Source organism: Streptomyces herbicida (assembly GCF_032656585.1).
In the GTDB taxonomy this organism is placed as follows: Bacteria; Actinomycetota; Actinomycetes; order Streptomycetales; family Streptomycetaceae; genus Streptomyces; species Streptomyces herbicida.
Genome location: NZ_JAUYWJ010000053.1, coordinates 1 through 26,655, shown reverse-complemented (window position 1 = coordinate 26,655; position 26,655 = coordinate 1). Strand labels below are relative to the sequence as shown.

26 protein-coding genes are annotated in these 26,655 nt (G+C 71.8%); 11 read left to right on the top strand and 15 right to left on the bottom strand.

Annotation, left to right across the window (positions count from 1 at the left end; translation table 11 throughout):
• The 5 genes from Q8A52_RS48225 to Q8A52_RS48205 all read right to left on the bottom strand — a co-directional run.
• Positions 1-725: biotin/lipoyl-containing protein (locus Q8A52_RS48225; protein WP_316765042.1), on the bottom strand; the 725-nt coding region annotated here is incomplete at its 3' end.
• Between the two features lie 61 nt (positions 726-786).
• The gene (lpdA, locus tag Q8A52_RS48220; protein WP_316765041.1) at positions 787-2,175 is read right to left on the bottom strand and encodes a dihydrolipoyl dehydrogenase; all 1,389 of its coding nucleotides are present in this window, start codon (positions 2,173-2,175) and stop codon (positions 787-789) included.
• Positions 2,176-2,435: 260 nt separating this feature from the next.
• Entirely contained in the window at positions 2,436-3,962 is a 1,527-nt protein-coding gene (locus Q8A52_RS48215) for a leucyl aminopeptidase (protein WP_316765040.1), read from the bottom strand.
• A gap of 215 nt (positions 3,963-4,177) precedes the next feature.
• Positions 4,178-4,798 carry an RDD family protein gene (locus Q8A52_RS48210; RefSeq protein WP_316765039.1) on the bottom strand — a complete coding sequence of 207 codons (621 nt, stop codon included), beginning with the start codon at positions 4,796-4,798 and terminating at the stop codon, positions 4,178-4,180.
• Positions 4,799-4,843: 45 nt separating this feature from the next.
• Positions 4,844-5,629: an adenosylcobinamide-GDP ribazoletransferase gene (locus Q8A52_RS48205; RefSeq protein WP_316765038.1), complete on the bottom strand. Its 786-nt coding sequence runs from the start codon at positions 5,627-5,629 to the stop codon at positions 4,844-4,846.
• Positions 5,630-5,720: 91 nt separating this feature from the next.
• Here Q8A52_RS48205 and Q8A52_RS48200 point away from each other — a divergent pair, with 91 nt between their 5' ends.
• On the top strand, positions 5,721-6,488 hold the full coding sequence (locus Q8A52_RS48200; protein WP_316765037.1) for a hypothetical protein: 768 nt from the start codon (positions 5,721-5,723) through the stop codon (positions 6,486-6,488).
• 24 nt (positions 6,489-6,512) lie between these two features.
• Here Q8A52_RS48200 and Q8A52_RS48195 read toward each other — a convergent pair whose 3' ends face one another.
• The 3 genes from Q8A52_RS48195 to cobT are packed head-to-tail and all read right to left on the bottom strand — an operon-like array spanning position 6,513 to position 10,171.
• Complete coding sequence (locus Q8A52_RS48195; RefSeq protein ID WP_316765036.1) at positions 6,513-7,232, bottom strand: hypothetical protein; 720 nt, start codon at positions 7,230-7,232, stop codon at positions 6,513-6,515.
• Positions 7,229-9,025, bottom strand: a complete 1,797-nt coding sequence (locus Q8A52_RS48190; protein WP_316765035.1) for a phosphatidylglycerol lysyltransferase domain-containing protein — start codon at positions 9,023-9,025, stop codon at positions 7,229-7,231. The genes Q8A52_RS48195 and Q8A52_RS48190 overlap by 4 nt, the downstream gene beginning before the upstream one ends.
• A 42-nt stretch (positions 9,026-9,067) precedes the next feature.
• On the bottom strand, positions 9,068-10,171 hold the full coding sequence (cobT, locus tag Q8A52_RS48185) for a nicotinate-nucleotide--dimethylbenzimidazole phosphoribosyltransferase (protein ID WP_316765034.1): 1,104 nt from the start codon (positions 10,169-10,171) through the stop codon (positions 9,068-9,070).
• A gap of 133 nt (positions 10,172-10,304) precedes the next feature.
• On the opposite strand from cobT, the gene Q8A52_RS48180 reads away from it, so the two are divergent.
• On the top strand, positions 10,305-11,330 hold the full coding sequence (locus Q8A52_RS48180) for a class I SAM-dependent methyltransferase (protein ID WP_316765033.1): 1,026 nt from the start codon (positions 10,305-10,307) through the stop codon (positions 11,328-11,330).
• A 3-nt stretch (positions 11,331-11,333) separates the two neighbouring features.
• Here Q8A52_RS48180 and Q8A52_RS48175 read toward each other — a convergent pair whose 3' ends face one another.
• Positions 11,334-12,542, bottom strand: coding sequence for a bifunctional adenosylcobinamide kinase/adenosylcobinamide-phosphate guanylyltransferase (locus Q8A52_RS48175; RefSeq protein ID WP_316765032.1), 1,209 nt, complete (start codon positions 12,540-12,542; stop codon positions 11,334-11,336).
• A gap of 234 nt (positions 12,543-12,776) precedes the next feature.
• Here Q8A52_RS48175 and Q8A52_RS48170 point away from each other — a divergent pair, with 234 nt between their 5' ends.
• The gene (locus tag Q8A52_RS48170) at positions 12,777-12,989 is read left to right on the top strand and encodes a hypothetical protein (protein WP_316765030.1); all 213 of its coding nucleotides are present in this window, start codon (positions 12,777-12,779) and stop codon (positions 12,987-12,989) included.
• Positions 12,990-13,046: 57 nt separating this feature from the next.
• On the opposite strand, the gene Q8A52_RS48165 is transcribed toward Q8A52_RS48170, so the two are convergent.
• Together Q8A52_RS48165 and Q8A52_RS48160 are read right to left on the bottom strand one after the other, a co-directional pair.
• The gene (locus Q8A52_RS48165) at positions 13,047-13,748 is read right to left on the bottom strand and encodes a class I SAM-dependent methyltransferase (protein WP_316765028.1); all 702 of its coding nucleotides are present in this window, start codon (positions 13,746-13,748) and stop codon (positions 13,047-13,049) included.
• 83 nt (positions 13,749-13,831) lie between these two features.
• Complete coding sequence (locus tag Q8A52_RS48160) at positions 13,832-14,467, bottom strand: DUF3043 domain-containing protein (protein WP_316765044.1); 636 nt, start codon at positions 14,465-14,467, stop codon at positions 13,832-13,834.
• Positions 14,468-14,713: 246 nt separating this feature from the next.
• On the opposite strand from Q8A52_RS48160, the gene Q8A52_RS48155 reads away from it, so the two are divergent.
• From Q8A52_RS48155 to Q8A52_RS48140, 4 genes are read left to right on the top strand one after another with little or no spacing between them, the layout of a single operon-like run.
• The gene (locus tag Q8A52_RS48155; RefSeq protein ID WP_316765026.1) at positions 14,714-15,505 is read left to right on the top strand and encodes a PspA/IM30 family protein; all 792 of its coding nucleotides are present in this window, start codon (positions 14,714-14,716) and stop codon (positions 15,503-15,505) included.
• Between the two features lie 30 nt (positions 15,506-15,535).
• The gene (pspAA, locus tag Q8A52_RS48150; RefSeq protein ID WP_316765043.1) at positions 15,536-15,814 is read left to right on the top strand and encodes a PspA-associated protein PspAA; all 279 of its coding nucleotides are present in this window, start codon (positions 15,536-15,538) and stop codon (positions 15,812-15,814) included.
• Positions 15,815-15,857: 43 nt separating this feature from the next.
• Positions 15,858-17,078, top strand: a complete 1,221-nt coding sequence (locus Q8A52_RS48145; RefSeq protein WP_316765024.1) for a sensor histidine kinase — start codon at positions 15,858-15,860, stop codon at positions 17,076-17,078.
• Positions 17,075-17,758 carry a response regulator transcription factor gene (locus Q8A52_RS48140; RefSeq protein ID WP_316765023.1) on the top strand — a complete coding sequence of 228 codons (684 nt, stop codon included), beginning with the start codon at positions 17,075-17,077 and terminating at the stop codon, positions 17,756-17,758. Before Q8A52_RS48145 ends, Q8A52_RS48140 begins: the two co-directional genes overlap by 4 nt.
• Positions 17,759-17,845: 87 nt before the next feature.
• On the opposite strand, the gene nadA is transcribed toward Q8A52_RS48140, so the two are convergent.
• Positions 17,846-19,042: a quinolinate synthase NadA gene (gene nadA, locus Q8A52_RS48135; protein ID WP_316765021.1), complete on the bottom strand. Its 1,197-nt coding sequence runs from the start codon at positions 19,040-19,042 to the stop codon at positions 17,846-17,848.
• 253 nt (positions 19,043-19,295) lie between these two features.
• Between nadA and erpA the strand changes: the two genes are divergently transcribed.
• Positions 19,296-19,652: an iron-sulfur cluster insertion protein ErpA gene (erpA, locus tag Q8A52_RS48130; protein WP_073946606.1), complete on the top strand. Its 357-nt coding sequence runs from the start codon at positions 19,296-19,298 to the stop codon at positions 19,650-19,652.
• Positions 19,653-19,872: 220 nt separating this feature from the next.
• Here erpA and Q8A52_RS48125 read toward each other — a convergent pair whose 3' ends face one another.
• Together Q8A52_RS48125 and Q8A52_RS48120 are read right to left on the bottom strand one after the other, a co-directional pair.
• Positions 19,873-21,990, bottom strand: coding sequence for a hypothetical protein (locus Q8A52_RS48125; protein WP_316765016.1), 2,118 nt, complete (start codon positions 21,988-21,990; stop codon positions 19,873-19,875).
• Between the two features lie 120 nt (positions 21,991-22,110).
• Positions 22,111-22,320, bottom strand: a complete 210-nt coding sequence (locus Q8A52_RS48120) for a hypothetical protein (RefSeq protein WP_316765014.1) — start codon at positions 22,318-22,320, stop codon at positions 22,111-22,113.
• A gap of 186 nt (positions 22,321-22,506) precedes the next feature.
• Between Q8A52_RS48120 and Q8A52_RS48115 the strand changes: the two genes are divergently transcribed.
• Positions 22,507-23,481, top strand: coding sequence for a carbohydrate kinase family protein (locus tag Q8A52_RS48115; RefSeq protein ID WP_316765012.1), 975 nt, complete (start codon positions 22,507-22,509; stop codon positions 23,479-23,481).
• On the opposite strand, the gene Q8A52_RS48110 is transcribed toward Q8A52_RS48115, so the two are convergent.
• Positions 23,482-24,858, bottom strand: coding sequence for a cysteine desulfurase/sulfurtransferase TusA family protein (locus tag Q8A52_RS48110; protein ID WP_316765010.1), 1,377 nt, complete (start codon positions 24,856-24,858; stop codon positions 23,482-23,484).
• A 270-nt stretch (positions 24,859-25,128) separates the two neighbouring features.
• Here Q8A52_RS48110 and ctaC point away from each other — a divergent pair, with 270 nt between their 5' ends.
• Both ctaC and Q8A52_RS48100 read left to right on the top strand, forming a co-directional pair.
• Complete coding sequence (gene ctaC, locus Q8A52_RS48105; RefSeq protein ID WP_316765008.1) at positions 25,129-26,088, top strand: aa3-type cytochrome oxidase subunit II; 960 nt, start codon at positions 25,129-25,131, stop codon at positions 26,086-26,088.
• A partial coding sequence (locus tag Q8A52_RS48100) for a cbb3-type cytochrome c oxidase subunit I (RefSeq protein ID WP_316765006.1) occupies positions 26,085-26,655 on the top strand: 571 nt, incomplete at its 3' end. The genes ctaC and Q8A52_RS48100, both read left to right, overlap by 4 nt.

Here is a 26,655-nt window from a genome sequence, read left to right as displayed (position 1 = left end):
GGGGCGGGCGCCGGGGCGGCCGGGGCCGGGGCAGCGGCGGCGGGCGCCGGAGCCGCGGGGGCCGGAGCCGGGGCGGCGGGGGCCGGGGCAGCGGCCGGAGCCGCACCCGGGGCGCCGATGACGGCCAGCTTGGCGCCGACCTCGGCGGTCTCGTCCTCGCCGACCACGATCTCCAGCAGCACGCCGGAGGCGGGCGCCGGGATCTCGGTGTCGACCTTGTCGGTGGAGACCTCGAGCAGCGGCTCATCGGCCTCGACGGACTCGCCGACCGCCTTCAGCCAGCGGGTGACGGTGCCCTCGGTGACGGACTCACCGAGCGCGGGCAGGACCACGTCCGTGCCCGGGGCGCCACCGGCAGGGGCGGCGGGCGCGGCCGGAGCCTCGGCCGCCGGGGCCGGGGCGGGAGCGGCGGGTGCCTCGGCGACCGGCGCCGGGGCGGCCGGGGCCGGAGCCTCGGCAGCGGCCGGAGCGGCGGCGGGCGCGCCCGTGCCGTCGTCGATGACGGCCAGCTCGGCGCCGACCTCGACCGTCTCGTCCTCGGCGACCTTGATCGAGGCCAGGACGCCGGACGCGGGGGAGGGGATCTCGGTGTCGACCTTGTCGGTGGAGACCTCGAGCAGCGGCTCGTCGGCTTCGACGCGCTCGCCCTCGGCCTTCAGCCAGCGGGTGACAGTGCCCTCGGTGACGCTCTCGCCGAGCGCCGGAAGGGTTACGGAAACCGCCATGGTTTCGGTTGCTCCTTACGGAAGTGCGGAAGTCTGTGTCGTCGCGTGCGTCGACCGAGGGTCAGTCGTGCGAGTGAAGGGGCTTGCCGGCCAGGGCCAGGTGGGCCTCGCCGAGCGCCTCGTTCTGCGTCGGGTGGGCGTGGATCAGCTGCGCGACCTCGGCCGGCAGCGCCTCCCAGTTGTAGATCAGCTGCGCTTCGCCGACCTGCTCGCCCATGCGGTCGCCGACCATGTGGACGCCGACCACGGCACCGTCCTTGACCTGCACGAGCTTGATCTCGCCCGCGGTCTTGAGGATCTTGCTCTTGCCGTTGCCCGCCAGGTTGTACTTCAGAGCGACGACCTTGTCCGCGCCGTAGATCTCCTTGGCCTTGGCCTCGGTGATACCCACGGAGGCGACCTCCGGGTGGCAGTACGTCACCCGCGGCACGCCGTCGTAGTCGATCGGAACTGCCTTGAGACCGGCCAGGCGCTCCGCCACCAGGATGCCCTCGGCGAAGCCCACGTGCGCGAGCTGGAGCGTCGGGACCAGGTCACCGACGGCCGAGATGGTCGGGACGTTCGTCCGCATGTACTCGTCGACGAGGACGTAGCCGCGGTCCATCGCGACGCCCTGCTCCTCGTAGCCCAGGCCCTGCGAGACCGGGCCGCGGCCGACGGCGACGAGGAGGACCTCGGCCTCGAACTCCTTGCCGTCGGCGAGGGTGACCTTGACGCCGTCCTGGGTGTACTCGGCCTTCGAGAAGAACGTGCCGAGGTTGAACTTGATCCCGCGCTTGCGGAACGCGCGCTCAAGAAGCTTGGAGGAGTTCTCGTCCTCGACCGGGACGAGGTGCTTGAGGCCCTCGATCACCGTGACGTCGGAGCCGAAGGACTTCCACGCCGAGGCGAACTCGACGCCGATGACACCGCCGCCCAGGATGATCGCGGACTTCGGCACGCGGTCCAGGACGAGGGCGTGGTCGGAGGAGATGATGCGGTCGCCGTCGATCTCCAGGCCCGGCAGCGACTTCGGCACGGAGCCGGTCGCGAGGAGGATGTGGCGGCCCTGGATGCGCTGGCCGTTCACGTCCACGGAGGTCGGGGACGACAGCCGCCCCGTGCCCTCGATGTAGGTCACCTTCCGGGAGGCGATGAGCCCCTGCAGACCCTTGTACAGGCCCGAGATGACCTCGTCCTTGTACTTGTGGACGGCCGGCACGTCGATGCCCTCGAACGTGGCCTTCACGCCGAACTGCTCGCTCTCGCGGGCCTGGTCGGCGATCTCGCCCGCGTGCAGCAGGGCCTTGGTGGGGATGCAACCCCGGTGCAGGCAGGTGCCGCCGACCTTGTCCTTCTCGATCAGGGCGACGTCCAGGCCCAGCTGAGCCCCGCGCAGGGCCGCGGCGTAACCACCGCTACCACCGCCGAGGATCACTAGGTCGAAAACGGTGCTGGCGTCGTTCGCCACGTCACGTCCTCCATGCATGTGCGCCACGCCGGTCTTCGGTGACCGGTCGGCGGCTGGTGTCCGGCCGCTCATTCTTCGGCCCTGTGATGGGGGCCCTGTCCTGCCGGGCTCCATCTTCGCACTTGTCGCTTGAGTTCGAGACGCGGGGCCACAGTGTGAGGCGTCCCACTCGACCGGAGTGTGAGGCGTCCCACTCGACCTCGCGGACCGCGGCACCCCCGGCCGGTGGGCGCCGCAGTCCTCGTCCCGCGAGGGGAAGGTCAGTCCAGTTCGCCGTCGGCGCTCAGCTCGGCCAGCCGCACCAGCGTGCGCACCGCCGAGCCCGTGCCACCCTTCGGGGTGTAGCCGAAGGGGCCCTGCTCGTTGAAGGCGGGGCCGGCGATGTCCAGGTGGGCCCAGGTGATGCCCTCGCCGACGAACTCGCGCAGGAAGAGACCGGCGACCAGTCCGCCGCCCGCACGCTCACCCATGTTGGCGATGTCGGCGGTGGGGGAGTCCATGCCCTTGCGCAGGTGCTCGGGCAGCGGCATGGGCCACGAGGGCTCGCCGACCTGCTCGGCGGTCTCGTGCACCGTGGTGCGGAACGCGTCGTCGTTGGCCATGACGCCCATCGTCCGGTTGCCCAGCGCCAGCACCATCGCGCCGGTCAGCGTCGCCACGTCCACGATCGCGTCGGGCTTCTCCGCCGAGGCCGCCCACAGGGCGTCGGCGAGGACCAGCCGGCCCTCGGCGTCCGTGTTGAGCACCTCGACCGTCTTGCCGCTGTACATGCGCAGCACGTCACCCGGGCGCACGGCGGAGCCCGAGGGCATGTTCTCGGCCAGCGCCAGCCAGCCGGTGACATTGACCTCCAGGCCCAGGCGCGCGGTCGCGACGACGGCGGCGAACACGGCGGCGGCGCCGCTCATGTCGCACTTCATCGTCTCGTTGTGACCGGCCGGCTTCAGGGAGATGCCGCCCGAGTCGTAGGTGATGCCCTTGCCGACGAAGGCCAGGTGCTTCTTCGCCTTGGGGTTCGTGTACGACAGCTTCACCAGGCGTGGGGCCGCGGCCGAGCCGCCGCCGACGCCGAGGATGCCGCCGTAGCCGCCCTTCGCCAGGGCCTTCTCGTCGAGCACCTGCACCTTGAGGCCGTGCTCCTTGGCCGCGGTCTGCGCGATCGCGGCGAACTGCGCCGGGTCGAGGTCGTTCGGCGGCATGTTGATCAGGTCGCGGGCGCGGTTGAGTTCCTCGGAGACCGCGGTGGCACGGGCGAGGGCCGCCTTGTGCGCCGCGTCGCGGGGCTTGCCGCCGAGCAGGGAGGCCTCGGCGAGCGGCGCGCGGCCGTTCTTCGCCTTGGAGTCCTTGCCGTTCTCCTTGTACGTGTCGAAGGAGTACGCGCCCAGCAGCACGCCCTCGCCGACCGCGCCGACGGCGTCGGCGTCGGCGACGGGCAGCGCGAAGGCGGCCTTCTTGGTCCCGGCGAGCGCGCGGGCGGCGACACCGGCGGCCCGGCGCAGCGTCTCGGCGTCGAAGGACGCGTCCTTCTCCGGCTCCGCGCCCAGGCCCACCGCCACCACGAGCGGTGCCTTGAAGCCGGCCGGGGAGGGCAGCTTCGTCAGTTCGCCCTCGGCACCGGCGGCACCGAGGGTGTCCAGGACGTCGGCGAGTCGGCCGTCGTACGCCTTGTCCACGGCTTCGGCGCCCGGCGCGACGACGGGTCCCTTGGCGCCCTTGGCGACACCGATCACGATCGCGTCGGCCCGCAGGCCGGGCGCCGCGGCGGTGCTGAGAGTGAGAGCAGTCACTGTGGTGAAATCTCGCTTCCGATGTGAAGTTGCTGTGGCCGAGTGGGTGGGTCGACCGGGCCCGGGAGCCGACCCCGGGCCGGGGCGCGTCTCAAGCGGGGCCTTCACCCTGTCGGCGAACACCCGGGACGAGCCTACGCGTGTGTGTGCGTCCGCTCATTCCCGCATGCCGTTCACCGCTACGTGGCGCCTTGGTCATCTCCGGCGCCGGGCGGCTACCAGGACCGCGTCGGCGTCGTTGGGCCCTGCTCCACGGTGGCGGGCGCGCCGAGGCCGAACCCGGTGACCGAGGTGCCGGACAGCCGGTCGGCGAGGGAGCGGCGGCCCGGGAAGAACACGGTCACGGCGTTGACCAGGAACAGCACCACCGCCAGCGCCCACACCAGCACCGACAGGGCGAAGTGCCCCTCGATCAGCAGGACGCAGGCGACCGCGTACACGGCGACGTCGGCCGCGGTGGTGACGACGGCCCGGCGGGCGGCGTGCCGGGACAGCCGGGGAGTGACCCGGAGCCCGAGAAGGCCCTTGCCGACGGTGCGGCCGAGAAGGGCGAGGCAGGCCCACTGGTAGAGGAACGTGACGACGACGAGCGCCGCGAACGCCTCCTCCACGTCCAGTACGGCCTTGTCCCACAGCGAAAGCCCCAGATGCGTCGAGGCGTCGACGACGTCACCGCGGGAGGTCAGCAGGTCGAACCCGCCGCGGGTCGCCAGTTCCGGAACGTCGGTGACGAGCGCGGATATCCGGTGGAAGGTGAGCACGGCGAGCAGCGAGGCCGCCGCGAGCACGAGCCCGAAGTCGATGAACCAGGCCACGGCACGGCGCAGCTTCGGCATGGATGTCCCCCGATCACACTTACCTGTCCATGTCGGCGGACGAGCCTAGCGACCCAGCGCCAGAACCACGAGCGCCGTCGTGGCCGCCGTCTCCGCGAGGCCGCCGAACACATCACCGGTGACCCCGCCGAAGCGGCGCGTGCAGTGGCGCAGCAGGAGTTCGGCCACGACGACGGCGGTGACGACCGCGAGGGCGGTACGGGCGATGTCGTACGGCCCGAACAAGGCGCCCCCGGCCGCGGCCAGCGCGACGACGGCGAGCGCGACGGCCACCGCGCCGCCCCGCGGCACCACCCCGGCGACCGCTGCCCCCAGTCCCTCCGGCCGGGCCGCCGGTACCCCCGCGCGGGCCGCGAGGGTCAGCGCCAGCCGCGCGGCGGCCGCCGAGACGACCGCGGCGAGCGCACCCCGCGCCCACGAGCCGGCGTACGCCTGGGCCAGCGCGGCCACCTGGACGAGCAGAACGAAGAGGAGGGTGATGACCCCGAACGGGCCGATGTCCGACTGCTTCATGATCCGCAGCGCGTCCTCTGCGGGCTTGCCGCTGCCCAGCCCGTCCGCGGTGTCGGCGAGACCGTCGAGATGCAGGCCCCTGGTGAGGGCGGCGGGTACGGCGGCGGTGGCGACGGCCGCGAGCAGGGGCCCGGCGCCGAGGAACAGCAACAGGCCGCCGAGCGCCGCCGCGCAGCCGCCGACCACGAGCCCGGCCAGCGGGGCGCAGAGCATGCCGCCGCGTGCGGCCTCCCGGTCCCAGCGGGTGACGTCGACCGGGAGCACGGTGAGGGTGCCGAAGGCGAAGCGCAGGCCGTCCGGCCAGGGGGTCTTGGACACCGGCGCAGGTTACCCGGCGGTCGGACGGAGCCGTACGGCCGCCGGAGAGACTCGGCGGGATCACTGGGACACTCAGGGATAAAGTGCGCACATGGGGCACTGGTTGGAGCGGAACATCATCGAACCCGGCAAGCTTCCGCTGCTTCTCGCGCTGACCGCCTTCGTCCTGACCTTCCTGGTCACCCGTGTCATTACCCGTCTGATCCGGGCGGGCAGGGGGCCGTTCGGCAATGTGAAGGCGGGCGGGCTGCACATCCACCATGTCGTGCCGGGTGTCCTGCTCACCGTCGTCGGGGGGTTCGGGGCCGTCGCCGCCGCCGACCGGCACGGCTTCGGGGCGGCCTTCGCCGCGGTCGTCTTCGGCGTCGGCGCGGGGCTGGTCCTCGACGAGTTCGCGCTGATCCTGCACCTCGACGACGTCTACTGGACCGAGGAGGGCCGCAAGAGCATCGAGGTCGTCGTCGTCACCGCCGCCCTCGTCGGGCTGCTCCTCGCGGGCTTCGCGCCGTTCGGCGTCAACGACCTCTCGCACGAGGAGCTCCAGGACCGCGGCACGGTCATCCTGACCATCACGGGCAACTTCCTCTGCGCCCTCGTCGCGCTCTCCAAGGGCAAGTTGCGCACCGCGCTGTTCGGCGCGATCGTGCCCGTGGTCGCCCTCGTCGGCGCGATCCGCCTGGCCCGCCCCGCCTCCCCCTGGGCCAGACGCTTCTACCGCAACCGCCCCCGCGCCCGGGCCAGAGCCACCCTGCGCGCCTACCGCCACGACCGCCGCTGGGCCGGACCGAGCCGCACCCTCCAGGACTGGATCGCCGGCAAACCCGACTCGACCCCGCCGAGTCTTCCCGGCTCCCCCTGAGGTCACGGGCCGTCGGAGCCGGCCTCAGGAGCGCAGCGGCGGTAATTCCCGGTGGGAGCCTGCTCGTCTCCCCAGACGTACGGCGGTGCGGCGGTGGCGGTGCAGCAGGGCCGTCGCCCCGCACAGTGCCGTGACGCCCACGATCGCGGCCAGGTGTTCCTTGCCCGCGAGGTTCTCCTTCATCACGACCTCGACGACCATCGCCATGACCACCCCTGTCGCCGTGACATGGGCGCCGTAGCGCCAGCCCACGTACACGGCGAGCCCCACCACGGCCGCCGACGGACCGGCGTCCACCACCAGCGCGTCCGAGGCCGGCAGGCCCATGGGAGCATGCGGGCCCAGGGCGATGCCGAGGCGGGCGTACAGGGTTCCGGCGAGGGTGGCGACGTACGCGATGGTCAGTGTCCGCCACCAGCCGAGGCAGATCTCGGCGATCCCGAACACGAACAAGATCTGGGCGAGCGCACCCCACACCGGCAGGTCGAGGGCCGGCACGAACAGCGACAGCGGAGTCCGCAGCAGTCCCAGCCACAGCGGGTCCTCGGCACGCACGGCCCCGATGTTCTGCACGAACCGGTAGCCCCACGACTGGTTCTGCGCGAACTGCAGCAGCGCGGTCAGACACACCGCCGCGATCGTCATCGGGATCACCCTCCCCCCTCGCCGCTTGAGCAGAGGCTCGCGCACGGTGACCCAGAGCAGTCCCCATTCGGCGCGGGCCCAGCGGGCGAGTGTCCTCATCTGTACGTCTCCAGGTGCTTGCGGTGCAGCCACTTCGGCAGTCCCGGCGCCTCCAGGAACCCCTCCGCGCGCGCCGACGCCAGGCCGATGCGGGGCAGGTCCGCGCTCTTCTCGAAGAGCAGGAACCGCGGCTCCCAGATGGGCCGGTACTTCGCGTTGGCGCGGTACAGCGACTCGATCTGCCACCAGCGCGAGAAGAAACTGAGCAGCGACCGCCACAGCCTCAGCACCGGCCCGGCACCGAGGCGTGCGCCACGCTCGAAGACCGAACGGAACATGGCGAAGTTCAGCGAGACCTGAGTGATCTTGATCTCCCGGGCCCGCCGCAGCAGCTCGATGACCATGAACTCCATCAGCCCGTTGTCGGAGTCCCGGTCCCGCCGCATGAGGTCGAGCGACAGCCCGTGCGGCCCCCAGGGGACGAACGACAGCAGCGCCTTCAGCCCGCCGTTCGCGTCCGTGCACTCCAGCATCACGCACTGCCCGTCACCGGGGTCCCCGAGCCGCCCGAGCGCCATGCTGAAGCCGCGCTCGGTCGCCCCGTCCCGCCAGTCGTCGGCCCGTCTGACGAGGTACGCCATCTCGTCGGCCGGAATGTCCGCGTGCCGCCGGATGCGCACCTCGTACCCGGCCCGCTTCACCCGGTTGAACGCCTGCCGGACGGTGCGCATCGCCCGTCCCTCCAGCGTGAACTCGGCCACCTCCACGATCGCCTCGTCGCCGAGCTCCAGGGCGTCCAGACCGTGCCGTGCGTACACGGTCCCGGCCTCCTCGCTCGCCCCCATCACGGCCGGGATCCACCCGTGCTCGCGCGCCTGCGCCAGCCACGGCACGATCGCCCCGGGCCAGGCCTCCGGGTCGCCGATCGGATCCCCGGAGGCCAGCGACACCCCTCCCACCACCCGGTAGGCCACCGCGGCCTTCCCGGTGGGCGACCACACCGCGCTCTTCTCCCGGCGCAGCGCGAAATACCCGAGCGAGTCCCGCTCGCCGTGCCGGTCGAGCAGCGTCCGCAGCCGCTTCTCGTCGTCCTCGGCGAGCGGGTCGACGGCGCGCCGGGAGCGGAAGGCGGCGTAGAGGACGGCGAGGACGAGGATCGTGCTGAGCACGTTGATGACGACGTTGACCCAGTTGGGCGTGGAGATCCCGGGGAAGCGGGACTCGTCGGCGGCGACCGAGATCAGCCGCAGCGTGCCGTAGTGCCAGCGCTCCGGGAACGTCGAACGGGCGGCGTCCGGCGCCTGGTTGGTGACCGTCACCAGGAGTGCGGCCAGCAGGGAGGCGAGCAGCCCGCCGCCGACCGCGACGGTGGCGGCGAGCTTGGGGTTGGACCGGTCGCCCTTGGCGTAGAACTCCCGCCGCCCCGTGAGCAGCGCGCCGACGAAGGCGGCCGTGAGGACGAGGGAGATCCAGTTCTGCGCGTACCGGCGGATCTCCGGGAACGCCATGGCGAAGGCGAACAGGGCCAGGAACACCCCGCTCAGCACCAGGTTCAGGATCCACGCGGCCCGCTTGCGGCGCCGCATCGTGATCGCCAGGAAGGCGGTGAACACACCGGAGGCGAAGCCGGCCGTCAGCAGATACGGGGTGAAGAAGTTCTCCTGGTTGTGCCGCCGCACGTCCTGCCCCAGGGACACCCACACCGCGCTGAGGAAGTTGATGAAGGCGACGGCCCGCAAGTACCAGACGGCGAAGGCGGCGGCCCGCCGGGAGGCCCCGGTGGACCGCCGCTCCGTGTCACCCGGGCGCCCCGGGCCGGCTTCCTGTTCCGCGGCAATTCGGGCATCTCCCATAGGGGAGGATCATATGTGCGCGGACACGGCGAACCGTGTCATTCAGTCCGTACCGCTCTCCTCGGAGTCCCCTTCGGAACCCTTCTCGGCGTGCTTCTCCGCCTCCTGCTCGGGCAGCTCCGCCGCCAGCGCCGCCGCGGCCTGGACCAGCGGCAGCGCGAGCAGTGCCCCGGCGCCCTCCCCGATGGTCACCCCCTGGTCGAGCAGCGGCTCCAGCGCCATCCGGTCCAGCGCCTTGGCCTGCCCCGGCTCCCCGCTGCTGTGCCCGGCCAGCCACCAGTCCGGCGCCCGGAACGCGACGCGCTGCGCGACCAGCGCACACGCGGCCGCCACGACCCCGTCCAGGATCACCGGCAGCTTCCGTACGGCGGCCTGCAGCAGGAACCCGGTCATCGCGGCGAGGTCGGCCCCGCCCACGGTGGCCAGCAGCTCCAGCTGGTCGCCGAGCACCGGCCGGGCCCGGCGCAGCGCGTCACGGACGGCCGCGCACTTGCGCATCCACGTCAGGTCGTCGATCCCGAGCCCGCCCCGCCCGGTCACCACCGACGCGTCGGTCCCGCACAGCGCCGCGACCAGCACGGCGGCCGCCGTGGTCCCGCCCACGCTCACATCGCCGAGCACCACCAGATCCGTACCGGAGTCGGCCTCCTCGTCGGCCACCGCGACACCCGCCCGGAAGGCGGCCTCCGCCTCTTGCGCGGTCAGTGCGTCCTCGATGTCGATACGGCCGCTGCCGCGCCGCACCCGGTGCCGTACGACGTCCTCCGGCAGCGCGTCCGGCTCGCAGTCCAGCGCCATGTCCACGACCCGCACCGGCACGCCGAGCCGCCGCGCGAGCACCGACACCGGGCTGGCGCCCTCCAGCACGGACCGCACCAGCAGCTCCGCGCTGCCCGCGGGCCGTGCGGAGACGCCCAGTTCGGCGATCCCGTGGTCACCGGCGAAGAGAACGACCCGCGGCCGTTCCACCGGCCGTACCGGCACCGCGCCCTGTGCGGCCGCCAGCCACTCACCCAGTTCGTCGAGGCGCCCCAGCGACCCGGGCGGCACCACCAGACGTTCCCGTCGCGACTCGGCGTCACGGCGCACGCCCCCGTCCGGGCGCTCGATCAGATCGGTGAAGTCGTCGAGATTAAGCGAGCTCATTCGCCGAACAGTACCGGCAGAGAACCAACGGTTCCGCGCCACATCGCCACCCCACCCGGACGGCGTCTTGGCACTCAAGATCGGAATCCCATACGTTCCGTTTTGCAGCGGATTGTCGTACAGGGAGCCGCCCATGCCGCCCTCGCCCCCCACCCCGCAGTCCACCGACGGATTCCACGAGCCACGCCGCGAGGACTGCCCCTGGTGCGGCTCCAGACGCCTGCGCACCCGGCTGCGCGCGCCCGACTTCACCCGGCACCAGCCCGGCACGTTCGTCGTCGACGAGTGCCGCGACTGCGCCCATGCCTTCCAGAACCCACGCCTCACCTCGGAGGGGCTCGCCCTTTATTACCGCGACTTCCACGAAGGGCACTTGGAGGACTTCGCCGAGCGCATCCGCGCCGCCCGCGCGGCCCTCCCCCAAGCTCTCGACTGCGCTCGAGCAGGGCGGTACCCCCATCGCCACCGGGCCGCGGCCCGCGCGATGCCGGCCCTGCCCGAGCCGGAGAGCTGGCTGGACGTCGGCACCGGCCACGCCCACTTCCCGGCGGCGGCGAAGGAACTCTTCGCCTACACGTCCTTCGACGGCCTGGACCCGACTCCCCGCGTGGAGCGGGCCCGTGAGGCCGGCCGTATCGAGGAGGCCCACCGGGGCCACCTCACCACCCCCGCCGTCCTTGCCCGGCTGCGCTCCCGCTACGACGTGGTCAGCATGTTCCACCACCTGGAGCACACCCCCGACCCGCGCGCCGAACTCCGCGCCGCCCTCACCGCCCTGCGCCCCGGCGGCCATCTCCTGGTCGAAGTCTCCGACCCGGACAGCGCGTTCGCCACGCTCCTGGGCAAGTGGTGGCTCCCCCACAGCCAGCCCCGCCACCTCCATCTGATGCCCCTGGACAACCTGCGCGCGGAACTGGAGTCCCAGGGCTGCACCATCGTCACCACGGACCGCAGAGCCCCCCACATCCCCCACGACCTGTCAGCGGCCCTCTCCCTGGCCCTGACCCACCTCCTGCCCCGGGCGTGGCGGCCGGCGACCACCCCCCTGGTGACCGCCGCGGCAGCCCTCGACCACACCCTGGCCCCGCTGCTGCGCCGCACCCGCTTCTCGAACGCCTACCGGATCATCGCCCGCAAGGACCCGGCACGACTGCCGTAGATCTCACGGCCGCAGCACCAGAGCCTGCCCCGCCACCACCAGCAGCACCTGCTCGCACTCGGCCGCGAACGCCGCGTTCAGCCGCCCCAGTTCATCCCGGTACCGCCGCCCGGACGCGGTGGCCGGCACGATCCCCGACCCCACCTCGTTCGACACGGCGACGACGGTCCGCCGGGCGGCCCGCACCGCAGCCGCCAGCTCCCGCACCCGCTCCCGCAACGCCCGTTCACCCCCGGCCGCCCACTCTGCGTCGTCCCACGCCCCGACCGAGTCCATCGCGTCCGTCAGCCACAACGACAGACAGTCGATCAGCAGGGGCGGCCCGTCCTCCGCCAGCAGGGGCACGAGGTCGCACGTCTCCGTCGTACGCCACGACCCCGGCCGCCGCTCCCGGTGCGCGGCCACCCGGGCCGCCCACTCGGTGTCCCCGCCCCGCGAACCGCCGGTCGCCACGTACAGCACATCGGGAAACGCCTCCAGCCGCCGCTCGGCCTCCACGGACTTCCCCGACCGGGCGCCGCCGAGGACCAGCGTGCGCCGCGGCACGTCGGGCACCTCCTCGTACGCCCCCACCACCAGCGCCGTCCCGTCCGGTACCGCCCGCGCCCCCGCCGCGGCCAGCCGGCGCCGCAGCTCCGCGCCCGGCGGCACATCGTGGTCCAGATGCACGGCGACCACGTCGGTCGTGGGCCCCACGGCCCCCACCGCCCGCAGCTTGGCCAGCGCGTCCGGCCGCCCCACGACGTCCGCGAGGACCAGGTCGTACACCTCGGCGGGCGCCGTCCCCTCCTCCAGCCCGGCCGGCGAGGCCCCGGGCGGCAGATACAGCACCCGCTGCCCCGCGGGCCCGGTCACCGCGTACCCGGTGCCGCCCGCGTCCATCGCCAGCGCCCGCACCCGATGCCCCGTCAGCAACGCCAACTCCCGCCCGTCCGGCACCCGCACCGGCTGCGGCAGCCCGGCAGGCACCTCCAGGGCGGGCCCGTCGTGCGGATGCGACAGCAGCACCTGCCGCACACCCCCCAGCGAACGCCCGGCCCGAGCGGCCGCAAACGCCGCCCCGGGCGTGAGATCGAGCAACAGCGCCCCGTCCACGAGCAGCGCGGTGGCAGCCCGCGCATCCGGCCCCGACGCAGTCGCACAGACGGCACAGGGACATTCGGGGCGGGGCAGTCCCGCAGGGGCACCAGTACCGAGCAAGGTCACTTCCACGGACTGATTTTCGCTTGTAGCCGCAGGTATCGCGCATCCGCAGCCCCGACAGTGGCGCCGGGCTGTGACATCAGCGGCTCCGCCGCGGGGCGCGACCAGCCCCCACCGGCCGAGAGTTGATCCACAACCCGCAGTGTTCTCACCGCCGACCCAGCGGAGCGAATAGGCTGGCGCGGCAGGAGCCGATCAAGATCCGGCCCCTGATCTGCACGTGCCGACACCTTGGAGGCGTACATGGCGGCATGGACGTGGCGGTTCGAGAAGGCCGACGGGACGGAGGTCCAGCCCGCGGTGCAGCCCGAGGAATTCACCACGCAGGGGGATGCCGAGTCATGGATCGGTGAGCACTGGAAGGCCCTCCTCGAGGGCGGCGCGGACCAGGTGCGGCTCTTCGAGGACACCACGGAGATCTACGGGCCGATGAACCTGCACGCCGAAGAGTCGTAGGACGGCTCCCACGGGGCGGTCCCGCTGCCGCGACCGCCCCGGTTTCGCCCCGGCCGCTCAGCCCCGCACGCCGCACAGATGCAGCAGTGCCGCGACCCCTCGGTAAGGATCCGTCCGCCCGGCCCGCTCCTCGGTGGCCAGCAGCGTGTTCAGCTCGGCCGGGATCTCCGCGCCGTCCGCGGCCGTGTCGGTGAAGACCCGCACGCCGTACCAGGCGTGCAGCGGGGCCCCGATCCCGGCCAGCGTGGCCGTCAGCGTCTCCAGCCGGTCGGCCCGTACGTCGAGCCCCAGCCGGTTCCGGTAGGCCGTCGTGTCGAACGCGCCCAGCGCCCCGGCCCAGTCGCCGGCCAGCCCCGGCCGCATGGCCAGCGCGTCCCCGTTGCGCACCAGCAGCGACAGCAGCCCGCCCGGGGCGAGCATCCGGGCCAGCCCGGCCAGCAGCGGGTCCGGCTCCTCGACGTACATGAGCACGCCATGGCACAGCACCACGTCGAAGCTGCCCGGCAGAAAGTGCACGCCGGTGTCCCGCCCGTCGCCCTGGACGATCCGCATCCGCTCGCGGATCCCCTCCGGCTGCCCGGACAGCACCTCACGGGCGGCCGCGATCATCGTGGCGTCCTGCTCGACGCCGGTCACCTGATGCCCGGCCCGGGCCAGCCGGAGCGCCTGCGTACCCTGGCCCATCCCCACGTCGAGCACCCGCAGCCGCTGCCCGACCGGGAACCGCCCGGCTATCTGCTCGTCGAGCTGCCGGGCCACCAGCTCCTGTCGTACGACATCACGCAGACCGCCCAGCTTGCTCAGCCAGGCATCGGCCGCACCCCCGGAGAAAGCCTCTGCGCTCAGGGCCGCTCTCCGCGCTTGACCTGCGGCTTCGGCAGCCGGAGACGGCGCATCTGCAGGGAGCGCATCAGGGCGTAGGCGACCGCGCCCCGACGGTTCTGGTCCGGGAAGCGCTCGCCCAGCCGCTTGCGCAGACGGAACGCCGAGACGATCGAGTCGAGCACGATCAGCACGATCACGACGAGCCACAGCAGCAGTGCGACGTTCTGCAGCGCGGCCACCCGCACGACGCTCAGCACGAGGATGACCACGGCCAGCGGCAGGAAGAACTCCGCCACGTTGAAGCGCGAGTCGATCCAGTCGCGGGCGAACTTGCGGACCGGGCCCTTGTCGCGGGCGGGCAGATACCGCTCGTCGCCGCCGGCCAGCGCCTGGCGCTGCCGCTCCATCTGGACGCGGCGCTCGTCGCGCTGCCGCTTGGCGGCCTCCTTGCGGGTCGTCGGCGTGTTGGCGACGCTGCGGCGCTGGGACTGGGCCTCACTGCGCTTGGGCGTGGGCCTGCCCTTGGGGGCCTGCGGGTCACGGGGCTGCGTGGAGTCGGTCACCGGCACCTTGTCGGTGGGGGCCTTCTCGTCCTTTGAACGGCTACGGAACACAAAACCCAAGGGTACGGGGTGGCGGGGCGTAGACCCCAGCCGAGCGGGGAACGATCCGGCAACACCAGTCGTCTGTAGGGGGACAGAGGGGGCGTTGCAGACGGTTCACCGGCGGTCACCTCGGGGGCCACCTACTCCCTACGCCGGAGCGGGACCGTGCGCAGTCGTCCTTGGGGATGAGCGCATCCGTCCCCGAACAGTGCGGTAATGGAGTCAGGGCCCGTACTGTGGGTTCTGTCGCAGATCTGTGAGCTGGAGTCCGTCAGAAGGGGGCGCGCGAAGCCCATGAGCGGTGTCATGAAGCGTATGGGGATGATCTTCCGCGCGAAGGCGAACAAGGCCCTTGACCGGGCCGAGGACCCGCGCGAGACCCTCGATTACTCGTACCAGAAGCAGCTGGAGCTGCTCCAGAAGGTCCGCCGCGGCGTCGCGGACGTGGCGACCTCGCGCAAGCGCCTGGAACTCCAGCTCAACCAGCTCCAGCAGCAGTCCTCCAAGCTGGAGGACCAGGGCCGCAAGGCGCTCGCGCTGGGCCGTGAGGACCTGGCCCGCGAGGCGCTGTCCCGCCGCGCCGCCCTCCAGCAGCAGGTCACGGACCTCGAGACGCAGCACGCCACGCTCCAGGGCGAGGAGGAGAAGCTCACCCTCGCGGCCCAGCGCCTCCAGGCCAAGGTCGACGCCTTCCGCACCAAGAAGGAGACGATCAAGGCGACCTACACCGCGGCCCAGGCCCAGACCCGCATCGGCGAGGCCTTCTCCGGCATCTCCGAGGAGATGGGCGACGTCGGCCTGGCCATCCAGCGCGCCGAGGACAAGACGGCCCAGCTCCAGGCCCGCGCCGGTGCCATCGACGAACTCCTCGCCTCGGGTGCCCTGGACGACCCCTCCGGCATGGCCAAGGACGACATCCAGGCCGAGCTGGACCGGCTCTCCGGTGGTACGGATGTAGAGCTGGAACTCCAGCGCATGAAGGCGGAGCTGGCCGGAGGCTCGCCCCAGCAGGCGATCGAGGGCGGCACGGGTCAGTCGCAGTCCCAGCAGCAGCCGCAGGACACCCCGCGCTTCGACAAGCAGTAGCCACAAGCCTGGAGGGCCGAGATGGCGGACATGATCGTACGGATCATGGGGGAGGGTCAGGTGAGGCTGGCCGACAGCCACCTCGCCGAACTCAACAAGCTGGACGACGAGCTCCTGTCCGAGATGGAGAACGGCGACGGTCCCGCCTTCCGCCGCACCCTCCAGGCACTCCTCACCAAGGTCCGCGACCTGGGCGAGCCGGTACCCGACGACGCCCTGACCCCCTCCGACCTGATCCTCCCGTCACCCGACGCGACGCTGGAGGAGGTCCGGGAACTGCTGAGCGACGACGGTCTGATCCCGGGGTGACGGGGCTGGGGGCGGCGGCACCCGGCGACGTACTGTTCACCCCGTGAGCACCCTGGATCGCGCCCGCTGCCGAGTGAAGGCGCACCCCCTCGCGCTGGACGCGGCGATCGCGGCGGGCGCTCTGGTGTGCATGGTCGTCGGCTCCTTCGCGGACCCCCAGGGGGAGGCCGCCGTTACCTGGGGCGTCCGCAGCCCGGACCTCCTCAGCCTGGTCCTGATGACCGTCGGCGCGGCCGCGCTCGTCTTCCGCCGCAGCGCCCCCAAGACGGTCCTCGCGATCACCGGCACCGTCGCCCTGGTCGAGTGCGTCACCGGTGACCCCCGCGCGCCGGTCGCGATGGCCGCCGTGGTCGCCCTCTACACCGTCGCCTCCGCCACCGACCGTCCCACCACCTGGCGCATCGGCCTGCTCACCATGACCGTGCTGACCGGCGCCGCCATGCTCGCCGGCCCGCTGCCCTGGTACGCCCAGGAGAACCTCGCCATCTTCGCCTGGACCGGCATCGGCGCGACAGCCGGAGACGCCGTCCGCAGCCGCCGTACGGTCGTCCGGGCCATGCGGGAGCGCGCCGAGCGCGCGGAGCGCACCCGGGAGGAGGAGGCCCGGCGGCGCGTCGCCGAGGAGCGGCTGCGCATCGCCCGCGATCTGCACGACGTCGTCGCCCATCACATCGCCCTGGTCAACGTCCAGGCCGGGGTCGCCGCCCATGTCATGGACAAGCGCCCCGACCAGGCCAAGGAGGCCCTCGCGCATGTGCGCGAGGCGAGCCGCTCCGCGCTCAACGAGCTCCGCGCCACCGTCGGGCTGCTCCGCCAGTCCGGCGACCCCGAGGCCCCCACCGAGCCGGCACCCGGCCTCAGCCGTCTCGACGAACTCGCCGGCACCTTCCGCAGCGCCGGGCTCCCGGTCCAGGTCGCCCGTGCCGACCAGGGCAGCACGCTGCCCGCCGCCGTCGACCTGGCCGCGTACCGGATCATCCAGGAAGCCCTGACCAATGTGCAGAAGCACGCGGGCCCCGAGGCCAGGGCCGAGGTCAGCGTCGTACGCGTGGGACCGAACATCGAGGTCACCGTCCTCGACGACGGCTCCGGGGACGACGCCACCGTCGAGGTGGGCGGCGGCCATGGACTGCTCGGTATGCGGGAACGCGTCACGGCCCTGCGCGGCACCCTCACCACGGGTCCCCGCTACGGGGGCGGCTTCCGTGTGCATGCGATCCTTCCGGTCAAGACCCGCACCGCCGCGACGGGGGAGACCGCATGACGATCCGTGTCCTGCTCGCCGACGACCAGGCACTGCTCCGCAGCGCCTTCCGGGTGCTCGTCGACTCCGAGCCCGACATGGAGGTCGTGGGGGAGGCGTCCGACGGCGCGGAGGCGGTACGGCTGACCCGCGAGCGGCAGGCCGACGTCGTCCTCATGGACATCCGGATGCCAGGCACCGACGGCCTCGCGGCCACCCGCCTGATCAGCACCGACCCTTCCCTCACGCAGGTCCGTGTGGTGATCCTGACGACCTTCGAGGTTGACGACTACGTGGTGCAGGCGCTGCGCGCGGGCGCCTCCGGCTTCCTCGGCAAGGGAGCCGAGCCCGAGGAGCTCCTCAGCGCCATCCGGATCGCCGCGGGCGGCGAGGCCCTGCTCTCCCCGACGGCCACCAAAGGCCTGATCGCCCGCTTCCTCGCCCAGGGCGACGCGGGGGACGACGGCCGCGACCCCGCCCGCTCCGACCGGCTGAACGCGCTCACCGGCCGGGAGCGGGAGGTGCTGGTCCAGGTCGCCGGCGGCCACTCCAACGACGAGATCGCCGAGCGTCTGGAGGTCAGCCCGCTGACGGTGAAGACGCACGTCAACCGGGCCATGGCCAAGCTGGGCGCCCGCGACCGGGCGCAGCTCGTGGTGATCGCGTACGAGTCGGGCCTGGTCCGCCCGAGAACGGACTGACCTCGGCGCCCCGGGGGTCGGAAAAAGGGTCGGAAAAAGCGGTGCCCCCGGTGTGAGGGGCACCGCTCCTGTGCAAGCGGGGTGCTCTTACGGCAGCGCCAGCATGCGCTCCAGCGCCAGCTTCGCGAACGCCTCGGTCTCCTTGTCGACCTCGATGCGGTTGACCAGGTTGCCCTCGGCCAGGGACTCCAGGGCCCAGACCAGGTGGGGGAGGTCGATGCGGTTCATGGTCGAGCAGAAGCAGACCGTCTTGTCGAGGAAGACGATCTCCTTGCCCTCGGGCGCGAAGCGGTTCGCCAGCCGGCGGACCAGGTTCAGTTCCGTGCCGATGGCCCACTTGGAGCCGGCCGGGGCGGCCTCCAGGGTCTTGATGATGTGCTCCGTCGAGCCGACGTGGTCCGCGGCGGCCACGACCTCGTGCTTGCACTCGGGGTGGACCAGCACGTTCACACCGGGGATCCGGGCGCGCACGTCGTTCACGGAATCCAGGTTGAAGCGGCCGTGGACCGAGCAGTGGCCCCGCCACAGGATCATCTTCGCCGCGCGCAGCTCGTCCGCGGTCAGGCCGCCGTTCGGCTTGTGCGGGTTGTAGACGACGCAGTCCTCGAGGGACATGCCCATGTCGCGGACGGCGGTGTTGCGGCCCAGGTGCTGGTCCGGCAGGAACAGGACCTTGGTTGCCGAGGGCTCCCCCTGCTCGAAGGCCCACTCAAGGGCCCGCTTCGCGTTGGACGAGGTGCAGATCGTGCCGCCGTGCTTGCCCGTGAACGCCTTGATGTCCGCGGAGGAGTTCATGTACGAGACGGGTACGACCTGCTCGGCTATGCCGGCCTCCGTCAGGACGTCCCAGCACTCCGCGACCTGCTCGGCCGTCGCCATGTCGGCCATGGAGCAGCCGGCGGCCAGGTCGGGCAGGACGACCTTCTGGTCGTCGGACGTCAGGATGTCGGCCGACTCGGCCATGAAGTGAACGCCGCAGAAGACGATGTACTCGGCCTCCGGGCGCGCCGCCGCGTCCCGCGCCAGCTTGAAGGAGTCGCCCGTGACGTCGGCGAACTGGATGACCTCGTCGCGCTGGTAGTGATGGCCGAGCACGAAGACCTTGTCGCCGAGCTTTTCCTTGGCCGCGCGAGCGCGCTCGACCAGGTCCGGGTCGGACGGCGCGGGCAGGTCGCCGGGGCATTCGACGCCGCGCTCACTCTTGGGGTCGGCCTCACGGCCGAGGAGCAGCAGGGCGAGGGGAGTCGGCTGTACGTCGAGCTCCTGGGTCTGGGCGGTGGTCACGACACGCACCCTTTCTTCTTTTCGTCGAACTGACGCTATCTATCATAACCGGTTCACGTCAGTTTGACGATGGCGATAGCGTCGATGTGACATGAATCCCGACGTGCCCACTCCCGGCTCACTGTTCGCTCCACGGCGCATGTGCGAGCATGAAGAGGAACCGAAAACGCAAGTGCTCGGCCCGGAATGAATTCGTGGGCCCGCCGGTTGCACTGTCGGCAAGCAGTCTCCGTACAACCCGGGAGAGATGTAGATGTCCGTATCGGACGAGACCACCACCGTCACCGACGGCATCGTTCTGACCGACGCCGCGGCGTCCAAGGTCAAGGCCCTGCTCGACCAGGAAGGCCGTGACGACCTCGCGCTGCGCGTCGCCGTCCAGCCCGGCGGCTGCTCCGGCCTGCGCTACCAGCTGTTCTTCGACGAGCGTTCGCTCGACGGCGACGTCGAGAAGGACTTCGACGGGGTCAAGGTCGTCACCGACCGCATGAGCGCCCCCTACCTGGGCGGCGCCACCATCGACTTCGTGGACACGATCGAGAAGCAGGGCTTCACGATCGACAACCCGAACGCGACCGGCTCCTGCGCCTGCGGCGACTCCTTCAGCTGAGCCGCACCCCGAACACCGCGAAGGCGGCGGCCCCTCCGAGGGGCCGCCGCCTTCGCGCATCCCGGCGCCGCGTGGGGGTGCTCCCGCTCGAGCGAAGTCGAGAACTTGGGGGAGTCGGCGACCGACGACAACGCCTGGGGTCCCCAGTCCCCCCTGCTCGCAGCGCTTGGGGGAGGACGTGCCAGGCCCCGCGCCTGCGGCATGATCCGCCGGACTGGCCCTAGCGCGCCGCCGAGGACGGCTGCGGCAGTCGTGCCCCCGGCTTCTGGAGTGGGATCTCCTGGCCGTCCGAGCCGACCACCTTGCGGGTGCCGAGAGGTTCGTCCAGCTGGACGGTCTGCCGGAACTGCTTGGCGATCATGATGCAGATCTTGTTGGGCCACGGCTTCTCGGTCACCGTGACCGTCACCCGGTCCGCGCTCTCGGCCGCGGACGCCGTGTAGTCGGCGCACACACCGCCCATGAAGCTCACGGTCAGCTCCTTGTCGTCGGCCGTGTAGCCGTCGACGTGGACGTCCTTCGTCTTCGGCGCCGAGGTCGGCTCGTCGCCGCCCGGTGAGGTCGGTTCCGTGGCCGGCGCCGACGAGGCCAGGTACTTCGGGTCGACCGCCGGATACGTCACCGTGAAGGTGCCCCGCGACTGCGATCCCGTCACCTCGAACAGCCAGGACGGCACCAGCGCCTGCCGCCCCTCGACCGAGTGCGAGGCCAGCCCGAACACCGCGCGGTCCACCGTGACCGTGGACGGGTCCTGTGCCGGCGTGGGCGTCGCCGACACCGGCGGGATCGGTGCCGACGTCGGCGTCGACGAGCTGCAGGGCTGTTCGAGGCGGTCCTTCAGCGGTACGGGGGTGGCGCAGCCGCCGATGCCCATGCGCGTGTCGGTCCGCGGTGCCGAGTTCATCAGGTCCAGCGTCTTCCGCGCGCTCAGCACGGGATACGTGTCGCCCTTGACCGGCGTCTTCAGCAGCCCGTAGCCGCCGATCACCTCGCCCTGCCTGCCGACGGTCAGACCGGTCGTCCAGCCGTAGGTGGGCAGGCCGCCGACCACCGGATCGGCGTTCACCACCCGCTGGGCGCCCATCACCTGGCTCGCGTCGGCCTTCGCGTCGTCCTGGCCCAGCGCCTTCAGGATCGGTGCCGCGGCCTTCCGTGCGGCCGCCACGCTCACCGGGGCGCCGGCCGGGGCGCCGGGGTCCTGGGTGCAGACGAGGGTGCTCTTGCAGTTGTCGGTGCCAGGCGCGTACCGGCTGAAGGTCCAGCTGCCCGGAGCCTGCTTGTTCACCCGCAGACTCGGCCCCGAGCCGTCCTTGTCCGGCCCGACCCGCCAGGCCTGCCCCTCGGCCACCGGCGTCCCGTCGACCCCCAGCGCCGCGGCCAGCCGGGCCACCTCGTCCTTGGTGACCTCCCCGGCAGGCCGGTACACGGCCGCCGAGCCGGGGCCGTCGGACAGCGTGCCGCTCGCCTTGTAGGTCACGCCGTACGGATTGGGCTCACCGGGCGCGATGCCGTTCGTACCGCCGGACGAGGAGGCATAGCCGTCAAGGGCGAGCGGCGGGGGAGTCCCTCCACCCCCGGGCGCCCCCGACCCGGCACCTCCTCCCGAGCCACCACTGGCATGGGCGGCCAGATACGCCCCACCGCCCCCGACCACGAGCACGGCGGCCGCGACGGAAGCGACAAGCGCCGTCGACCGCCGCCGCCCGCCCCGCTCGTCACCACTGCCGAAGCCCCGCGCAACCTCCGGGACCTCACCGCCCGCCCCGGAACCGGCACCCTCCGTCTCCTGGACGTCAGCCTCCGCTTCGGCCGACGGCGCACCGACAGCACTGCCCGCGCGGGGGCGCCCGCCCTCCGGCCCGGCGGGCTCGTCGTCCGCCGTTCGGTGCCCGGCGTCGGCATCGGCCGCGTCGGTGCTCGGAGCCTGGGCCTCGGTCGGCGGTGTGAACGCGGCGCTGTCCGAATCCCGACGCCCGGCCTCCGGCTCAGTGGCCTCCTCGCCCCCCGTCCCGCGTGCGGCAGGGGGCTCGGCGTCTTCCCCGGGCGCCTCGCGCGTGGCCTTCGACCCCGTGGCTTCGCCGTCCTGCGCGTCCTGCGCCCCCGGGGCCTTGCCGTCCGCGGCCGCGGCGGCCTCATCGGTCGGTGAGTCGTCTCCGGCCTCCGGGGCGGCGGACATGCCGGCCGATGCTTCCGCGGCCTCGTCGGCCGTTGCTTCGAGGGCCGTACCCGGGGCCTGTGTCGTCTCCGAGTCGCCCGTGGGAGTTCCGTCGCCGGGCTCCGTGTTCCGCGGCCTGCCGGAGGCCTCCGCGTCGTCGTGGTCGGGTCGCTCGGTGTTCACCGCATCGCTCCTCGCTGGGTCGTATCCCGCATCCCCTTCACGGGGGACGGCAATGGGACGCAGCGGGGGAGCGCGCGGTTCCCTGAAAGGCGCCGGGGTGGATCAGGGGGCGTACTTCACTCAGTCGCCGTAGTCGGACATCGCATCCAGCAGCCGGGCGGACCTGGCCGGGACGGTCACGCCGTGGATGAGTGACGGGGAGACCGGACGGGCATCGATGTGCTCGGGGGCGGCCCAGTGGGGAGCCATCCGCGCACAGTCCCCGCGCAGCGACGCCAAGTCGCCCTCGAGGTCGGCCGGAGCGGGGGCATGGACCTTCAGCTTCGTCATGGCGGAACCGTAAGCACGTCGAGCCGCGCGAAGAAAGATCTACTATCGGGTAGTTTTGCCAACTTCAGAGCCCCGCTCGAACCCGGTAGCGTGAACTGTCAACCCGCGCCCTCCCGTCTCCCGCCACCACCCTTCCAACGAGCGCTATCGCGCGCCCCTTCTTAATCTCCCAGGAGAGTCCTCGCCGTGCGCATCGCAGTCACCGGCTCCATCGCCACCGACCACCTCATGACCTTCCCCGGCCGCTTCGCCGACCAGTTCGTCGCGGACCAGCTGCACACGGTCTCGCTCTCCTTCCTGGTCGACAACCTGGACGTACGCCGGGGCGGCGTAGGCGCGAACATCGCCTTCGGCATGGGACAGCTCGGCTCGCAGCCGATCCTGGTCGGCGCCGCGGGCTTCGACTTCGACGACTACCGTGCCTGGCTCGGCCGGCACGGTGTCGACACCGACTCCGTCCGTATCTCCGAGACCCTGCACACCGCCCGCTTCGTGTGCACCACCGACGCGGACCACAACCAGATCGGCTCCTTCTACACGGGCGCGATGAGCGAGGCCCGCCTCATCGAGCTGAAGACCGTCGCGGACCGCGTCGGCGGCCTCGACCTGGTCCTGATCGGCGCCGACGACCCGGAGGCGATGCTCCGGCACACGGAGGAGTGCCGCTCCCGTTCCATCGCGTTCGCCGCCGACTTCTCCCAGCAGATCGCCCGCATGGACGGCGAAGAGATCCGGATACTGCTGGACGGCGCGACGTACCTCTTCTCCAACGAGTACGAAAAGGGCCTGATCGAGTCCAAGACCGGCTGGACCGACGAGGAGATCCTCGGCAAGGTCGGCCACCGCGTCACCACCCTCGGCTCGCGCGGCGTCCGCATCGAGCGGGTCGGCGAGGACCCGATCGAGGTCGGCTGCCCGGAGGAGGAGCGCAAGGCCGACCCCACCGGCGTCGGCGACGCCTTCCGCGCCGGCTTCCTCTCCGGCCTCGCCTGGGGCGTCTCCCTGGAGCGCGCCGCCCAGGTCGGCTGCATGCTCGCCACCCTCGTCATCGAGACGGTCGGCACCCAGGAGTACCAGCTGCGCCGCGCCCACTTCATGGACCGCTTCACCAAGGCGTACGGCCATGACGCCGCCGCCGAGGTCCAGGCGCACCTGGCCTGATCAGGACACCCGGCGGACCACGTACGCCGACCCCTGGTCCGCCGGCTCCTCACCCACGTACTCCTGCCCCCGCATCTCGCACCACGCGGGAATGTCCAGCCGGGCCGCCTCGTCGTCCGACAGGACCCGCACCGTGCCGCCCACCGGCACGTCCCCGATGACCTTGGCCAGCTCGATCACCGGGATCGGGCAGCGCTTGCCGAGAGCGTCCACCACCAGCTCCTCGGCCCGCACCACGGTCGCCGGAGCCGGCGCCCCCAGCTTCTCCCGCACCCCGGCCACCGCCCCCGCAAGGACCGCCAGGAACCGCTCGACGTCCTCTTCCGCCGTCCCCGGCGGCAGCGACACCCGCACGTTCCCCTCGCTCAGCACCCCCATCGCCGTCAGCACATGGCTCGGGGTCAGCGTGCTGCTCGTGCAGGACGAGCCGGACGATACGGAGAAACCCTCCCGGTCCAGCTCGTGCAGCAGGGCCTCCCCGTCGACATAGAGACAGGAGAAGGTGACGATCCCGGGCAGCCGGTGCTCCGGATCGCCGACCACCTCCACGTCCGGCACCAACTCCGGTACCCGCGCCCGGATCCGCTCCGTCAGCTCCCGCAGCCGTACCGCCTCGGCGGCCGCCTCCGCCCGTACCGCCCGCAGCGACGCGGCCGCGGCCACGACGGCGGGGATGTTCTCGAACCCGGCCGCACGCCCCGACTCCCGCTCGTCCACGGGCCCTTGGGACGCGAACCGCACTCCCTTGCGCACGACGAGCAGCCCGACCCCGGACGGCCCGCCCCACTTGTGGGCACTCGCCGTCAGCAACGACCAGTCGCCCTCCACCCGCCCCCAGCCCAGCGACTGGGCCGCGTCCACCAGCAGCGGCACCCCGGCCGCCCGGCACGCCTCGGCCACCGCCGCGACCGGCTGCTCGGTCCCCACCTCGTGGTTGGCCGACTGCAGACAGGCCAGCGCGGTGTCCGGCCGCAGTGCCTTCTCGTACGACTCGACGCTCACCGCGCCCGAACGGAGCACCGGCACCCGGGTCACCGTCCCGCCGGCCGCCTCGAACGCCTCCGCCGAATGGAGCACCGAGGAGTGTTCGACCGCTGACACGATCAGGTGACGTCCGACCCGCCGCCGCCCGGCCAACGCGCCCGCGACACCCGTATGCACGGCACGTGTACCGGACGATGTGAACACCAGCTCATCGCTCCGGCACCCCACCGCCTCAGCGGCCGCCTCCCGCGCGGCATCCAGCAGCAACCTGGCCCTGCGCCCTTCCCTGTACAACCGGGCAGGATCGGCCCACCCTTCGTCCAGGGAGGCCATCAGGGCCTGACGGGCAACGGGATGCAGAGGAGCGGAGGAGGCGGCGTCGAAGTAGGACATACAGCAACGCTAAGCGCCCCAAAGGGGCGCGGGGAACTGCGCGATCGACCACGACGGAACCGGCACCCGTCAAACCACCCGAACCCCCGAGCTACTAGGCGCTTTCGGGTGACCCATCGCGCGTATGGCACCCTCCCCGCGAACCCCCGGAGGGCGTCGGCTAGGGTTTGGTCCGCATAAACATCAAACCCCTGCCCGACGCAGGACGGCGACCGACCAGCGAGAAGGCCGCAGCCAACCGCGCGGGCGAGACTCTCGGGAAGGCGCTACGTGAGTCCCAACGGCTCCGACCGCTCGCCGCGGCGCCCGATGCGGCGGAAGCTGCTGCAGGCAATGACCGCGGGCCTGGTCCTGGCGACCGCTACCGGTTGCACATACAAGGACTTCCCCCGCCTTGGTATGCCCACCCCGGTCACGGAAGAGGCTCCGCGGATCCTCTCCCTGTGGCAGGGCTCCTGGGCTGCCGCGCTCGCCGTCGGCGTGCTGGTGTGGGGCCTGATCCTCTGGGCGGCCATCTTCCACAGGCGCAGCCGCACAAAGGTCGAGGTACCTCCGCAGACCCGGTACAACATGCCGATCGAGGCCCTGTACACGGTGGTCCCGATCATCATCATCTCGGTCCTCTTCTACTTCACGGCCCGGGACGAGACGAAGCTCCTCGATCTCTCGAAGAAGCCCGACGTCACGGTCAACGTGGTGGGCTTCCAGTGGAGCTGGGGCTTCAACTACATCGCGGACGTGCCCGGTTCCACCGGCAATGCCAAGACGTCCCCGGAACTGCTCGCCATTCCGGACCGGTTCAAGAAGGACTTCCCGGCGAACGCCGGCGGTGTCTACGACGTCGGTACGCCGGGCACGAAGAACCCGCAGACCGGCAACCCCGGCCCGACCCTCTGGCTCCCCAAGGGCAAGACGGTCCGCTTCGTCCTCACCTCGCGTGACGTCATCCATTCCTTCTGGGTGGTGCCGTTCCTGATGAAGCAGGACGTGATCCCGGGCCACACCAACGCCTTCCAGGTGATTCCCAACCAGGAGGGCACGTTCCTCGGCAAGTGCGCCGAGCTCTGCGGCGTCGACCACTCCCGGATGCTGTTCAACGTGAAGGTCGTCTCTCCCGAGCGTTACGAGCAGCACCTCAAGGACCTCGCCAAGAAGGGGCAGACCGGTTACATTCCCGCCGGCATCGCGCAGACGCCGCACGAGAAGAACCGGGAGACGAACAACCTGTGAGCATCCTCAACGAACCCCAGGGTGCCGCGGCAGCTGAAGACTCGTACGAGAACGAGCTGCCGGTCAGGCGCAAGCAGCCCGGCAACGTCGTGGTGAAGTGGCTGACGACCACCGACCACAAGACGATCGGAACGCTGTACCTCGTCACGTCGTTCGCGTTCTTCCTGATCGGCGGCGTGATGGCACTGCTCATGCGTGCCGAGCTGGCCCGTCCGGGCCTGCAGATCATGTCGAACGAGCAGTTCAACCAGGCGTTCACGATGCACGGCACGATCATGCTGCTGATGTTCGCGACGCCGCTGTTCGCCGGCTTCACGAACTGGATCATGCCGCTCCAGATCGGCGCCCCGGACGTCGCCTTCCCCCGTCTGAACATGTTCGCCTACTGGCTCTACCTGTTCGGCTCGACGATCGCGGTCGGCGGCTTCCTCACCCCGGACGGCGCGGCCGACTTCGGCTGGTTCGCCTACTCCCCGCTGTCGGACGCGGTCCGCTCGCCGGGCATCGGCGCCGACATGTGGATCATGGGTCTGGCCTTCTCCGGCTTCGGCACCATCCTCGGCGCGG